Origin of the sequence: Rhizobium sp. NZLR1b (genome assembly GCF_019685155.1) — a bacterium.
Taxonomy (GTDB): Bacteria; Pseudomonadota; Alphaproteobacteria; order Rhizobiales; family Rhizobiaceae; genus Rhizobium.
On record NZ_JABDWC010000009.1, the window covers coordinates 55902 to 68572 of the forward strand.

At 60.3% G+C, this 12671-nt stretch carries 17 protein-coding genes; 15 read left to right on the forward strand and 2 right to left on the reverse strand.

The annotated features are described in order from the left end of the window. Window positions 1-12 precede the first annotated feature (12 nt). The 14 genes from rpsN (at window position 13) to HJB84_RS15130 (ending at window position 8741) form a co-directional block, all read left to right on the forward strand. Window positions 13-318, forward strand: a complete 306-nt coding sequence (rpsN, locus tag HJB84_RS15065) for a 30S ribosomal protein S14 (RefSeq protein ID WP_007626078.1) — start codon at window positions 13-15, stop codon at window positions 316-318. 12 nt (window positions 319-330) lie between these two features. Beyond that, window positions 331-729 (forward strand): 30S ribosomal protein S8, encoded by a 399-nt coding sequence (gene rpsH, locus HJB84_RS15070; protein ID WP_007626077.1) that lies wholly within the window; start codon window positions 331-333, stop codon window positions 727-729. A 42-nt stretch (window positions 730-771) separates the two neighbouring features. Next, window positions 772-1305: a 50S ribosomal protein L6 gene (gene rplF, locus HJB84_RS15075; RefSeq protein WP_007626076.1), complete on the forward strand. Its 534-nt coding sequence runs from the start codon at window positions 772-774 to the stop codon at window positions 1303-1305. 12 nt (window positions 1306-1317) lie between these two features. Continuing rightward, complete coding sequence (rplR, locus tag HJB84_RS15080) at window positions 1318-1680, forward strand: 50S ribosomal protein L18 (protein WP_007626075.1); 363 nt, start codon at window positions 1318-1320, stop codon at window positions 1678-1680. Window positions 1681-1811: 131 nt separating this feature from the next. Then, window positions 1812-2381 (forward strand): 30S ribosomal protein S5, encoded by a 570-nt coding sequence (gene rpsE, locus HJB84_RS15085; RefSeq protein WP_007626073.1) that lies wholly within the window; start codon window positions 1812-1814, stop codon window positions 2379-2381. A 14-nt stretch (window positions 2382-2395) separates the two neighbouring features. After that, on the forward strand, window positions 2396-2605 hold the full coding sequence (rpmD, locus tag HJB84_RS15090) for a 50S ribosomal protein L30 (RefSeq protein WP_003547566.1): 210 nt from the start codon (window positions 2396-2398) through the stop codon (window positions 2603-2605). A 16-nt stretch (window positions 2606-2621) separates the two neighbouring features. Further along, window positions 2622-3098 carry a 50S ribosomal protein L15 gene (gene rplO / locus HJB84_RS15095; RefSeq protein WP_007626070.1) on the forward strand — a complete coding sequence of 159 codons (477 nt, stop codon included), beginning with the start codon at window positions 2622-2624 and terminating at the stop codon, window positions 3096-3098. Window positions 3099-3331: 233 nt separating this feature from the next. Continuing rightward, on the forward strand, window positions 3332-4672 hold the full coding sequence (secY, locus tag HJB84_RS15100) for a preprotein translocase subunit SecY (protein WP_207583846.1): 1341 nt from the start codon (window positions 3332-3334) through the stop codon (window positions 4670-4672). Further along, window positions 4669-5319 carry an adenylate kinase gene (locus HJB84_RS15105; protein WP_207583847.1) on the forward strand — a complete coding sequence of 217 codons (651 nt, stop codon included), beginning with the start codon at window positions 4669-4671 and terminating at the stop codon, window positions 5317-5319. Before secY ends, HJB84_RS15105 begins: the two co-directional genes overlap by 4 nt. Before the next feature lie 221 nt (window positions 5320-5540). Next, window positions 5541-5909 carry a 30S ribosomal protein S13 gene (gene rpsM / locus HJB84_RS15110; RefSeq protein WP_007626066.1) on the forward strand — a complete coding sequence of 123 codons (369 nt, stop codon included), beginning with the start codon at window positions 5541-5543 and terminating at the stop codon, window positions 5907-5909. A gap of 133 nt (window positions 5910-6042) precedes the next feature. After that, complete coding sequence (gene rpsK / locus HJB84_RS15115) at window positions 6043-6432, forward strand: 30S ribosomal protein S11 (protein WP_007626065.1); 390 nt, start codon at window positions 6043-6045, stop codon at window positions 6430-6432. Between the two features lie 97 nt (window positions 6433-6529). Further along, window positions 6530-7540: a DNA-directed RNA polymerase subunit alpha gene (locus HJB84_RS15120; protein WP_003547579.1), complete on the forward strand. Its 1011-nt coding sequence runs from the start codon at window positions 6530-6532 to the stop codon at window positions 7538-7540. A gap of 177 nt (window positions 7541-7717) precedes the next feature. Further along, on the forward strand, window positions 7718-8140 hold the full coding sequence (gene rplQ / locus HJB84_RS15125) for a 50S ribosomal protein L17 (protein WP_007626063.1): 423 nt from the start codon (window positions 7718-7720) through the stop codon (window positions 8138-8140). A 178-nt stretch (window positions 8141-8318) separates the two neighbouring features. Beyond that, a complete protein-coding gene (locus HJB84_RS15130) occupies window positions 8319-8741 on the forward strand; it encodes a DUF2809 domain-containing protein (protein ID WP_207583848.1) in 423 nt (140 codons plus the stop codon). 10 nt (window positions 8742-8751) lie between these two features. On the opposite strand, the gene msrQ is transcribed toward HJB84_RS15130, so the two are convergent. Together msrQ and msrP are read right to left on the reverse strand one after the other, a co-directional pair. Then, window positions 8752-9408 (reverse strand): protein-methionine-sulfoxide reductase heme-binding subunit MsrQ, encoded by a 657-nt coding sequence (gene msrQ, locus HJB84_RS15135; RefSeq protein WP_207583849.1) that lies wholly within the window; start codon window positions 9406-9408, stop codon window positions 8752-8754. Beyond that, a complete protein-coding gene (gene msrP / locus HJB84_RS15140) occupies window positions 9408-10355 on the reverse strand; it encodes a protein-methionine-sulfoxide reductase catalytic subunit MsrP (RefSeq protein ID WP_207583850.1) in 948 nt (315 codons plus the stop codon). Before msrP ends, msrQ begins: the two co-directional genes overlap by 1 nt. Window positions 10356-10793: 438 nt before the next feature. Between msrP and ilvD the strand changes: the two genes are divergently transcribed. Next, window positions 10794-12632: a dihydroxy-acid dehydratase gene (gene ilvD, locus HJB84_RS15145; RefSeq protein ID WP_207583851.1), complete on the forward strand. Its 1839-nt coding sequence runs from the start codon at window positions 10794-10796 to the stop codon at window positions 12630-12632. Window positions 12633-12671 lie beyond the last annotated feature (39 nt).

Sequence of the window (12671 nt, forward strand, 5' to 3'; positions counted from 1 at the left end):
AAGGAACCTGACATGGCGAAGACAAGCGCAGTTGAAAAGAACAAGCGCCGCCGTACTACGGTCGCCAACCAGTCCGCTAAGCGGGCTGCGTTGAAGGCGATCATCATGAACCAGGCTCTTCCGATCGAAGAGCGGTTCAAGGCCTCGATCAAGCTGGCATCCCTGCCGCGTGATGGATCGAAGACCCGTGTTCGCAACCGTTGCGAAGTTTCGGGGCGTCCGCGCGCATATTACCGCAAACTGCGCATGTCGCGTATTGCGCTGCGTGAACTGGGCAATTTCGGCAAGGTGCCGGGTATCGTCAAGTCGAGCTGGTAAGGAGCAGGTTACATGACAATGACTGATCCGTTGGGCGATATGCTCACCCGTATCCGTAACGGCGCTTCCCGCCGCAAGTCGTCGGTTTCGACGCCTGCGTCCAGGCTCCGTGCACGTGTTCTCGATGTCTTGCAGTCCGAAGGCTACATCCGTGGCTATTCCGTTGTCGATTTCGGCAATGGCAAGTCGGAACTCAGCATCGAGCTGAAATATTATGAAGGCGCGTCGGTGATCCGTGAGATCGGCCGTGTGTCCAAGCCGGGCCGCCGGGTTTATGTCTCGGTCAAGTCCATTCCGCAGGTCGCGAACGGCCTCGGCATCACCATCCTTTCGACTCCGAAGGGTGTGATGGCCGATCACCAGGCTCGCGAACAGAACGTTGGCGGCGAGGTTCTTTGCTCGGTCTTCTAAGATCGGGCAGGGATCTCCATAGCGAACAGACAGGATTGAAACATGTCTCGTATCGGTAAGAAGCCCGTTCAGGTACCTGCTGGGATCACGGCTACGGTCGATGGCCAGAAGGTCACTGCAAAGGGCCCGAAGGGCGAGCTGTTTTTCGTTGCTAATGACGAAATCAGCCTCAAGCTCGAAAACAACGCGGTCGTCGTGACGCCGGTGAACCAGAGCAAGGATGCACGTTCAAAGTGGGGCATGTCCCGCACGATGATCGAAGGCATCTTCAAGGGTGTCACGGACGGCTTTGAGCGCAAGCTCGAAATCAACGGCGTCGGTTACCGCGCCTCCCTGCAGGGCAAGAACCTGCAGCTGGCTCTCGGTTTCAGCCATGACGTGATCTATGAGCCGCCGGTCGGCATCACGATCGTCGTTCCGAAGCCGACTGAAATTGTTGTCTCTGGCATCAATAAGCAGCAGGTCGGTCAGGTCGCCGCTGAAATCCGCGAATATCGCGGTCCTGAGCCCTACAAGGGCAAGGGCGTCAAGTACGCTGACGAGCGGATCGTCCGCAAAGAAGGCAAGAAGAAGTAAGGATCACGCGAAATGGCTAGCAGGAAAGAAGCACTTGCACGTCGTGCCAACCGCGTGCGCCGTCATATCAAGTCGGTGGCCAATGGCCGTCCGCGCCTGTCGGTTCATCGCTCCTCGAAGAACATCTACGCCCAGGTCATCGATGATGTGGCCGGCAAGACGCTTGCGTCTGCCTCCACCCTCGAAAAGGATCTGCGCGGTTCTCTGAAGACCGGTGCCGATACCGCCGCCGCTGCCGTTGTCGGCAAGCTCGTTGCGGAGCGCGCCTCCAAGGCCGGTGTTACGGAAGTCGTGTTCGACCGTGGCGCCTTCATCTTCCACGGCCGCATCAAGGCTCTCGCCGATGCAGCCCGCGAAGGCGGTCTCACCTTCTGATCAGTTTCCGGCCGGACGCTTATAGCGCCGGCCGGATTTTCGCCGGACCGCAAGCACTCTCCGATAGGGGAGGCTGACGCGGTCCACATTTATTTGCCGATTGCACCCGGAAAAGAAAAAGGAAGAGGACAATGGCACAGGAAAGAAGGCCGCAGCGGGAAGACCGCCAGAGCCGTGACGAGCGCGACAGCGAATTCGTCGACAAGCTGGTCGCGATCAACCGCGTTGCCAAGGTCGTCAAGGGCGGCCGTCGTTTTGGTTTTGCAGCACTCGTCGTCGTCGGCGACCAGAAGGGCCGCGTCGGCTTCGGCCATGGCAAGGCACGTGAAGTGCCGGAAGCCATCCGCAAGGCAACCGAAGCCGCCAAGCGCGAACTGATCTTCGTACCGCTGCGTGACGGCCGTACGCTGCATCACGACGTTCATGGCCGCCACGGCGCCGGCAAGGTTCTGCTGCGCTCGGCCAAGGTCGGTACCGGCATCATCGCCGGCGGTCCGATGCGCGCCGTATTCGAAACGCTCGGCATGCATGACGTCGTCGCCAAGTCGACCGGTTCGTCGAACCCCTACAACATGGTTCGCGCCACCTTCGACGCTCTGAAGCACCAGGTTCACCCGAAGGACATCGCAGCTCAGCGCGGCATCAAGTATGCAACGCTGCAGGCTCGTCGTAGCGCCTCCGGCAACGCCTCTGAAGAATAAGAGGAGTTTGACAGATGGCCAAGGCTACTAAGAAGGCTGAAGCGAAGACTGTCACGATCGAACAGATCGGCAGCCCGATTCGCCGTCCGGATGTCCAGCAGCGCACGCTGATCGGTCTCGGACTGAACAAGATGCACCGTCGCCGCACGCTGGAGGATACTCCTTCCGTTCGTGGCATGATCCGTGCTGTCCAGCATCTCGTTCGCGTCGTCGACGAGAAGTGAGACGGAGGAAACGCTCATGAAACTCAATGAAATTAAAGACAACGAAGGCTCGACCCACAGCCGCAAGCGCCTCGGCCGCGGTATCGGTTCGGGTTCCGGCAAGACGGCTGGTCGCGGCGTGAAGGGTCAGAAGTCCCGTTCGGGCGTCGCCATCAACGGCTTCGAAGGCGGCCAGATGCCGATCTATCGTCGCCTGCCGAAGCGCGGCTTCAACAACATTTTCGCTTCCGATTTTGTTGTTGTGTCGCTCGGCCGGATCCAGGCGGCGATCGACGCCGGCAAGCTGGATGCCAAGGCGACCGTTGACGCAGCTGCCCTCAAGGCGGCCGGCGTCATCCGCCGCCCTAAGGACGGCGTTCGCGTTCTCGCCGACGGCGAGCTGAAGGCCAAAATCACCATCGTCGTTGCAGGCGCCTCCAAGCCTGCCGTCGAGAAGATCGAAAAGGCCGGCGGCACCGTGACGCAGCTTTCGGCTCCGGCTGCAGCCGAATAATAATCTGATGATATCTCGCCCGGGGTGCTTCACACCGGGCGATTTTGCTCCCATATGTGGGCCTCACAAAAACTTGGCTGGCGCGCCCGCGTCATGCCGGTAAGACTAAAACAAGGGTGAGGCATGGGGTTGCGCTGCAATCCGTTCTGAACCCGGTTTTGAATAATTTTCATACTGATTCCGGGGCCGGCCTATCCCCTAGAGACGCCGGAATTGGTAGCGCGGAGAATCGCATGGCTTCTGCAGCGGAACAATTGGCATCCAACCTCAATTTTTCGACCTTTGCCAAAGCCGAGGATTTGAAGAAGCGCTTGTGGTTCACACTGGCAGCTCTCCTCGTCTACAGGCTCGGCACCCATATTCCGCTTCCGGGTCTCAATCCCGAAGCCTATGCCCAGGCTTTCCGCGGTCAGTCAGGCGGCATTCTCGGCCTCTTCAACATGTTTTCGGGCGGCGCTGTTCAGCGCATGGCGATCTTCGCGCTCGGCATCATGCCCTATATCTCTGCTTCGATCATCGTGCAGCTCATGACATCGGTCGTGCCGGCGCTGGAAAACCTCAAGAAGGAGGGCGAGCAGGGCCGTAAGATCATCAACCAGTATACCCGTTATGGCACGGTCATCCTCGGTGCGCTCCAGGCCTACGGCATCGCCGCCGGCCTTGAGAGCGGCCAGGGCCTCGTTGTCGATCCGGGCTGGTTCTTCCGTGTTTCCACCGTTCTGACGCTGCTCGGCGGCACGATGTTCCTGATGTGGCTCGGCGAGCAGATCACCTCGCGTGGCATCGGCAACGGCATCTCGCTGATCATCTTCGCCGGCATCGCCGCCGGTCTTCCGACGGCTCTTGCCAGCACGCTCGAACTTGGCCGCACCGGCGCATTGTCGACCTTCCTCATCCTGCTGGTCATCATCGTCGCGATCGGCGTCATCGGCGTCATCGTCTTCGTCGAGCGTGCCCAGCGCCGGCTCTTGATTCAGTATCCGAAGCGCCAGGTCGGCAACCGGATGTTCCAGGGCGATACCTCGCACCTGCCGCTGAAGCTCAACACGTCGGGCGTCATTCCGGCGATCTTCGCCTCGTCGCTGCTGCTGCTGCCGGCAACGGTTGCGGGCTTTGCCAGCACGTCGGGGATGCCTGGCTGGGCGACATCGATCGTCGCGGCCCTCGGCCATGGCCGACCGCTTTACATGGTGCTCTATGCGGCGCTGATCGCCTTCTTCGCCTTCTTCTATACGGCCATCGTCTTCAATCCGAAGGACACGGCCGACAATCTGAAGAAGCATGGCGGCTTCATTCCCGGCATCCGCCCGGGCGAGCGTACGGCCGAATATATCGACTATGTGCTGACCCGAATCACGATGATCGGCGCAATCTATCTCGTCTTCGTCTGCATCCTTCCGGAGATCTTGGTGTCGCAAACCGGCATCCCGTTATCCCTTGGTGGGACTTCGCTTTTGATCGTGGTTAGCGTAACTCTTGATACGGTTGCACAGATCCAGGGTCACCTGATCGCGCAGCAATACGAAGGCCTGATCAAGAAATCGAAGTTGCGTGGAGGAAAGAGGGGGCGATGAGACTTATCCTTTTGGGGCCGCCGGGCGCGGGTAAGGGAACCCAGGCCCAGCGGATCGTGGAAAAGCACGGCATTCCGCAGCTTTCCACGGGGGACATGCTGCGTGCAGCGGTTAACGCCGGCACGGATGTCGGCAAGCGCGCCAAGGCAGTCATGGACGCCGGCAAACTTGTCTCGGATGAGATCGTTATCGCCATCGTCTCCGAGCGTATCGATCAACCCGATTGCGCCAACGGCTTCATTCTCGACGGTTTCCCCAGGACGCTCGTCCAGGCAGACGCCACGGAAGCGATGCTGAAGGCAAAGGGTCTCGGCCTGTCCGTCGTTATCGAATTCCGTGTCGACGATGACGAGCTGGTCCGTCGCGTCGCCGGTCGCTACTCCTGCGCACAGTGCGGCAGCGTCTATCACGATACCGATAAGGTTCCGGCTGCCGAAGGCGTGTGCGACAAGTGCGGTTCCACGCACTTCAAGCGCCGTCCTGATGACAACCCGGAGACCATGACGGCTCGGCTGCAGGTCTACTACAAGGAAACCTCGCCGCTGATCGGCTATTACCATGCCAAAGGCAAACTCAAGACCGTGGACGGCATGGCAGAGATCGATCAGGTGACGGCCGAGGTCGAAAACATTCTTTCGAAGCTTTAAGGCTTTGAAAATAAACTTGGCGGAACGGTTGCTTTTCAGCAGTGATTCCGCTAAACACCGCGCCAACTCGCGACATTCCATGCGATCGGCGCGGATTTCCCAGGGAAGTCCGGGTGCGGTCGTTTTGACATGTTGCGGACGTAAATCTGAACGAGCGGTTCTAAAGACCGCATAACGAAGCCCACTTGCCGGATGGCAACTGGAATGCAAGGAGAACAGGCGTGGCACGTATCGCTGGCGTCAACATCCCGACTGCGAAGCGCGTTGTTATTGCGCTGACCTACATTCACGGGATCGGTACGAAATTCGCACAGGAAATCGTCGAGAAGGTCGGTATCCCGGCTGAACGTCGTGTGCATCAGCTGACGGACGCCGAAGTCCTTCAGATCCGCGAAGCCATCGACCGCGACTATCAGGTCGAAGGCGATCTTCGTCGCGAAACCTCGATGAACATCAAGCGCCTGATGGACCTCGGCTGCTACCGCGGCCTGCGTCATCGCCGCGGCCTTCCGGTCCGCGGTCAGCGCACGCACACCAATGCCCGTACCCGCAAGGGCCCGGCAAAGGCAATCGCTGGTAAGAAGAAGTAATTTCCGGGAAACCGGAGTAGGGAGGCTGGCGGTCTGCGCCGGCCTCTTTTGAGTTTGGAGCGGGACCGTATAGGCGCCGTTCCGGTGTAGCCGCTGGCATTACGGCGGCGAAGAGATCAACGAAAGGAATACCATGGCTAAGGAAGCCGTCCGCGTTCGCCGTCGTGAACGCAAGAATATCTCGTCGGGTGTCGCTCACGTCAACTCGACCTTCAACAACACGATGATCACCATCACCGATGCCCAGGGCAACGCGATTGCTTGGTCTTCGGCTGGCGCCAAGGGCTTCAAGGGCTCGCGCAAGTCGACCCCGTTCGCTGCCCAGATGGCTGCCGAAGACTGCGCCAAGAAGGCTCAGGAGCACGGCATGAAGTCGCTGGAAGTCGAAGTTTGTGGTCCGGGTTCGGGTCGCGAATCGGCTCTGCGCGCGCTCCAGGCTGCTGGTTTCATGATCACGTCCATCCGCGACGTGACCCCGATCCCGCACAATGGCTGCCGTCCGCGCAAGAAGCGCCGCGTCTGATCATCGCTCTCGTCACTGGTGAGCGCCTTGGCGCTCCCGGTGGTTTTCAAGCTCGGTTGCCACGATTGGATGGTGGCAACGAACGGAAGGCAAACTCATGATTCAGAAGAACTGGCAGGAACTGATCAAGCCGAACAAGGTGGAGTTCTCCTCGAGCTCGCGCACCAGGGCGACGCTTGTTGCCGAACCGCTGGAGCGCGGCTTCGGCCTCACCCTCGGCAATGCGCTTCGCCGCGTTCTGCTCTCCTCGCTGCGCGGCGCTGCCGTCACGGCGGTGCAGATCGATGGCGTGCTGCATGAATTCTCTTCGATTCCGGGCGTCCGCGAAGACGTGACGGACATCGTGCTCAACATCAAGGAAATCGCCATCAAGATGGATGGCGACGACGCAAAGCGCATGGTCGTGCGCAAGCAGGGTCCGGGTGTTGTCACGGCTGGCGACATCCAGACGGTCGGCGATATCGAAATCCTCAACCCCGAGCATGTCATCTGCACGCTCGACGAGGGTGCCGAAATCCGCATGGAGTTCACCGTCAACAACGGCAAGGGCTACGTTCCGGCCGAACGCAATCGTGCGGAAGATGCTCCGATCGGTCTCATCCCGGTCGACAGCCTCTATTCGCCGGTCAAGAAGGTGTCCTACAAGGTTGAAAATACCCGCGAAGGACAGGTTCTCGACTACGACAAGCTGAACATGACCATCGAAACCGATGGCTCGATCACCGGCGAAGACGCCGTCGCTTTTGCGGCGCGCATCCTCCAGGATCAGCTTGGCGTCTTTGTCAACTTCGACGAGCCGCAGAAGGAAACCGAAGAGGAAGCAGTCACCGAACTCGCTTTCAACCCGGCTCTCCTCAAGAAGGTGGACGAACTCGAATTGTCGGTCCGTTCGGCAAACTGCCTGAAGAACGACAACATCGTCTATATCGGCGACCTCATTCAGAAGACCGAAGCAGAAATGCTCCGCACGCCGAATTTTGGTCGCAAGTCGCTGAACGAAATCAAGGAAGTTCTCGCTTCCATGGGCCTGCACCTCGGCATGGAAGTGCCGGCATGGCCGCCCGAGAACATCGAAGATCTCGCCAAGCGTTACGAAGACCAATACTGAGCGGCGTGAGGAAAAGTGTGAAGCGGTTTTCCGCCCGCACGCCGATCGCAAGAACATAACAGAAGGCAGGCTCTTTCGGCTGCCTTTCCCCGTCAAACAGCAGGCCGATCGCCTGCATGTGCCAGGAAACGGCAGGCCCACTTAGCGTAAGGGCACCTGCATTAAAGGAGAATAGCAATGCGCCATGGTAAAGCCGGCCGCAAGCTGAATAGAACTGCAAGCCACCGCAAGGCGATGTTCGCCAACATGGCCGCTTCGCTGATTACCCACGAGCAGATCGTCACGACCCTGCCGAAGGCCAAGGAAATCCGCCCGATCGTCGAGAAGCTCGTCACGCTCGGCAAGCGCGGCGACCTGCACGCTCGCCGTCAGGCGATTTCGCAGATCCGCGATGCCGCCGTCGTTTCGAAGCTGTTCGATACGATTGCAACGCGTTACGCCACCCGCAACGGCGGCTACCTGCGCATCATGAAGGCCGGCTTCCGCCAGGGCGACAATGCCGCCATGGCCGTGATCGAATTCGTTGATCGCGACACCTTCGCCAAGGGCGCAGCCGACAAGGCCCGCGTCGCTGCCGAAGAGCAGGCCGTCGCCGCTTAAATCTTCCGCTCCGGCGGAAACAAAACAGCCGGGCTCGCAAAGCCCGGCTGTTTTTGTTTGTGCATCGGTCGCAGACGAAAGTGGGGCGCTGATCTGCGAAGACAAACCGCAGCTCGTCGATCATTCGCAATCTCCACCTCAACCGTCCAACGGGCTGACTGATATAGGATAGGTCTCATTGCGCGACATCGTTCAGACTCGCTCTCAAGTGCGGTTCCTCCGCCTCGCCGCCCTGCTTGTGGTGATAGCACTTGGGCTGGCGCTGAGACGGTTCGGCTATGCGGTCGATCTGCCCTTCGTCGTCGTCAAATATGGGGGCTCGGCGTTCTGGGGAGCGATGGTCTATCTGCTCGTAGCCCTCTTTGTCGCAAGGTCACGGCCGGCCATCCTTGCTGTCATAGCGCTGGTCATAGCGATCTCAGTGGAGTTGTTCCGGCTCTATCACACGCCCTGGCTCGACGCGTTTCGGCTGACGACCGCAGGGGCACTGCTGCTCGGCCGGATATTTTCGCTCTGGAACATGCTGGCCTATGCAATCGGGATCGCCGCGGCCTGCGCCTTCGATCCCGCCCGGCGGGTTGCGATGAGGTCCGGCCTTTAAGTTTGCCGTCTCACGAAGCCGACGCCATCGCGCGATTGCGCGTTCGCCCCTGGCCTTTCTTCCGGCTGCGCGCGATCGGGCGATAGGAGCGGTAGAGGATGAGGGCGATGATCAGCCCGACATAGATATATTGCTGGAGATCGAGGATCTTGGTCGAGAGCGCGAAGTGCAGCGCTCCGCAGGCGGCGATGATAATGACCAGGCGGTGCAGCCAGATCCAATTCTTGCCGAGGCGGCGGATCGAGAAATTATTGGATGTCACCGCCAGCGGAATGAGCATCGCAAGGCCGGCCATGCCGAACATGATGAAGGGACGCTTCAGCACGTCGTTGATGACGGCATGGATATCCATCGCCTGGTCGAGCACCATGTAGACGGTGAAATGCATCAGCGCATAGTAGAAGGTCAGCAGGCCCAGCGCGCGGCGATAACGCAGATAGTTCCAGCCGAAGAGCTCGCGGGCAGGGGAGACGGCAAGCGTTGCGATCAGGAAACGGATCGTCCAGATGCCGAGGAAAAGCTCGAAGGTCTTGACCGGATCGGCGCCGAGCTGATCGGTCGCTCCGAGATAGAAGGTCCAGGCCGCCGGCAAAAGCCCGATGGCGTAAAGCAGCCAGACGGAGGCGGGCTGCCAGCGCTTGGGAATGGCAAGCGATAGTTCCGCCATCAGAAATTCGCTTTCAGATCCATGCCGGCATAAAGGCTCGCCACGTCGTCGGCATAACCGTTGAAGGGCAGGGTGGGGTGGCGGCTCGCGCCGAAGAAGCCGCTTTCGCCGATGCGCCGCTCGCTCGCCTGGCTCCAGCGCGGGTGGTCGACTGCGGGGTTGACGTTGGCGTAGAAGCCGTATTCCTGCGCATTGGTGACCTGCCAGGTGTTCTTCGGCTGCTGGTCGCTAAGCGTGATCCTGACGATCGACTTGATGCCCTTGAAGCCATATTTCCATGGCACGACGAGACGGACCGGCGCACCATTCTGGTTCGGCAGCGTTTCGCCATAAAGCCCGACGGCCAGCAACGTCAGCGGATGACGCGCCTCGTCGAGGCGCAGACCCTCGACATAGGGCCAGTCGAGCGACTGGAAGAAGCCCTTTTGTCCCGGCATCTCGTCTGGCCGCACCACGGTTTCGAAGGCGACGTATTTGGCGCTGCCGAGCGGCTCTACCTTGTCGAGCAGCGATGCCAACGGAAAGCCGTCCCAGGGAATGACCATCGACCACGCCTCGACGCAGCGCATGCGATAGGTGCGCTCCTCGATCGGAAATTCCTTGATCAGCGCCTCGAGGTCGAAAGTGCCTGGTTTGTTGACCATGCCGTCGACCTTGATTGTCCAAGGCAGCGGCTTGAAATCGCCGGAATTCGCGGCTGGATCGGCCTTGTCGAGGCCGAACTCATAGAAATTATTGTAGGTCGTGACGTCCTTGATCGGCGTCGGCTTCTCGTCGACCTTGTACTTGCTTTCGACCGCGGAGAGCGCCGCAGCACTCGCCTTGCCGGTGCTGTAGAGCCCAAAGGCCCCAAGTGCTGCCGCGCCCAGAAATTCACGACGGCGCAGGTATATCTGGCGTGGTGTGATCTCGGACGACGCGATCTTCGGTGGGCGATAGCTTGGCATGTCGAAAACCTCCTGGGCGGATCTTCGGAATATAGTCCCTAAGCGAACCGCCGGCATAACAGGATTAAAGCACGTCGCGCAAAAGTGTGCAGCGGTTTTGCGATAACGACATGCGTATAAACAAAGGCCTAAAGTGCGGGGAGCGAATCTGAAAGATCGCGATGCGCTTTAGTGTCTAAGCCTTGAATATTGCTGACGGGAAGCCAATTTTTTGTGTTCGGTCGTGATGGAATAGGTTGTAACCCAATGTCGCGCCAGACCGTATATGATCGATCGTACAAGGCGCTTCTCCGGGCAGCGTACCGGATTTGGCCTTGCCGGTAGTGACAGCCCCCGCCGATTGGATTAGGACAATTCCAAAAAGCAGCGTTGCCCGGCTGCAGGCTCAATGCCGTCCCGCTTCGCCTGATGATCTCCGCCACGTCGAGGAAGACACCGATGCCAGCCTACCGTTCCAGAACCACGACCCACGGCCGCAACATGGCAGGCGCGCGCGGCCTTTGGCGCGCCACGGGCATGAAGGATTCGGATTTCGGCAAGCCGATCATCGCGGTGGTGAATTCCTTCACCCAGTTCGTGCCCGGTCACGTGCACCTGAAAGACCTCGGCCAGCTCGTTGCCCGCGAAATCGAGGCGGCCGGCGGTGTCGCCAAGGAATTCAACACGATCGCCGTCGACGACGGCATCGCCATGGGCCATGACGGCATGCTCTATTCGCTGCCCTCGCGCGAGCTCATCGCCGACAGCGTCGAATACATGGTCAATGCCCATTGCGCCGACGCCATGGTCTGCATCTCCAACTGCGACAAGATCACTCCCGGCATGCTGATGGCGTCGCTGCGCCTCAACATCCCGACGGTCTTCGTCTCCGGCGGCCCGATGGAAGCGGGCAAGGTCGTGCTGCACGGCAAGACGCACGCGCTCGACCTCGTCGATGCCATGGTCGCCGCAGCCGATGACAAGATCAGCGACGAGGACGTCCAGACCATCGAACGCTCGGCCTGTCCGACCTGCGGCTCCTGCTCCGGCATGTTCACCGCCAATTCGATGAACTGCCTGACGGAAGCGCTCGGCCTGTCGCTGCCCGGCAACGGCTCGACGCTCGCAACCCACGCCGACCGCAAGCGCCTCTTCGTCGAGGCCGGCCATCTGATCGTCGATCTCGCCCGCCGCTATTACGAGCAGGACGACATCAAGGCGCTGCCGCGCACCATCGCTTCCAAGCAGGCTTTTGAGAATGCCATGACGCTCGATATCGCCATGGGCGGCTCGACCAACACGGTGCTGCACATCCTTGCTGCCGCCCACGAAGGCGAGATTGATTTCACCATGGCCGATATCGACGCGCTGTCGCGCCGGGTGCCGTGCCTGTCGAAGGTCGCACCCGCCAAGAGCGATGTTCATATGGAAGATGTGCACCGCGCCGGCGGCATCATGTCGATCCTCGGCGAACTCGACAAGGGCGGTCTGCTCAATCGCGATTGCCCGACCGTGCATGCCGAGACGCTGGGTGATGCGATCGACCGCTGGGATATCACCCGCACCAACAGCGAAACCGTGCGCAACTTCTATCGCGCCGCACCCGGCGGCATCCCGACCCAGGTCGCCTTCAGCCAGGAAGCCCGCTGGGACGAACTCGACACCGATCGCGAGAACGGCGTCATCCGCTCGGTCGAACATCCTTTCTCCAAGGATGGTGGTCTTGCCGTACTCAAGGGCAACCTTGCGATTGACGGCTGCATCGTCAAGACGGCAGGCGTCGATGAATCGATCCTGAAATTCTCCGGCCCGGCCCGCGTCTTCGAAAGCCAGGACGCTTCCGTCAAGGCAATCCTCGCCAACGAGGTCAAGGCGGGTGATGTCGTCGTCATCCGCTACGAAGGCCCGAAGGGCGGCCCCGGAATGCAGGAAATGCTCTATCCGACGAGCTATCTGAAGTCGAAGGGCCTCGGCAAGGCCTGTGCGCTCATCACCGACGGCCGCTTCTCCGGCGGCACCTCCGGACTGTCGATCGGCCACGCCTCGCCGGAAGCGGCAAATGGCGGCACGATCGGCTTGGTGCGCGAGGGCGACATGATCGACATCGACATCCCGAACCGGACGATCAGCCTGCGCGTCAGCGAGACCGAACTTGCCGTCCGCCGTGCCGATCAGGACGCCAAGGGCTGGCATCCGGTCGAAGTGCGCAAGCGCAACGTCACGACGGCGCTGAAGGCCTATGCCGCCTTCGCGACAAGTGCCGATCGCGGCGCCGTGCGGGATCTGAACGCCCGCTAACTGGTCGAAGCTATTCCCCGCTGATTGAGAGTCAGCTAC

Coding starts and splice junctions, on each gene's coding strand:
- HJB84_RS15120 (WP_003547579.1), top strand. CDS start 6,530: ATGATTCAGAAGAACTGGCAGGAACTGATCAAGCCGAACAAGGTGGAG.
- rpsK (WP_007626065.1), top strand. CDS start 6,043: ATGGCTAAGGAAGCCGTCCGCGTTCGCCGTCGTGAACGCAAGAATATC.
- rplQ (WP_007626063.1), top strand. CDS start 7,718: ATGCGCCATGGTAAAGCCGGCCGCAAGCTGAATAGAACTGCAAGCCAC.
- rpmD (WP_003547566.1), top strand. CDS start 2,396: ATGGCCAAGGCTACTAAGAAGGCTGAAGCGAAGACTGTCACGATCGAA.
- rpsN (WP_007626078.1), top strand. CDS start 13: ATGGCGAAGACAAGCGCAGTTGAAAAGAACAAGCGCCGCCGTACTACG.
- secY (WP_207583846.1), top strand. CDS start 3,332: ATGGCTTCTGCAGCGGAACAATTGGCATCCAACCTCAATTTTTCGACC.
- rplO (WP_007626070.1), top strand. CDS start 2,622: ATGAAACTCAATGAAATTAAAGACAACGAAGGCTCGACCCACAGCCGC.
- rpsH (WP_007626077.1), top strand. CDS start 331: ATGACAATGACTGATCCGTTGGGCGATATGCTCACCCGTATCCGTAAC.
- rplF (WP_007626076.1), top strand. CDS start 772: ATGTCTCGTATCGGTAAGAAGCCCGTTCAGGTACCTGCTGGGATCACG.
- rpsE (WP_007626073.1), top strand. CDS start 1,812: ATGGCACAGGAAAGAAGGCCGCAGCGGGAAGACCGCCAGAGCCGTGAC.
- msrP (WP_207583850.1), bottom strand. CDS start 10,355: ATGCCAAGCTATCGCCCACCGAAGATCGCGTCGTCCGAGATCACACCA.
- msrQ (WP_207583849.1), bottom strand. CDS start 9,408: ATGGCGGAACTATCGCTTGCCATTCCCAAGCGCTGGCAGCCCGCCTCC.
- ilvD (WP_207583851.1), top strand. CDS start 10,794: ATGCCAGCCTACCGTTCCAGAACCACGACCCACGGCCGCAACATGGCA.
- HJB84_RS15105 (WP_207583847.1), top strand. CDS start 4,669: ATGAGACTTATCCTTTTGGGGCCGCCGGGCGCGGGTAAGGGAACCCAG.
- rplR (WP_007626075.1), top strand. CDS start 1,318: ATGGCTAGCAGGAAAGAAGCACTTGCACGTCGTGCCAACCGCGTGCGC.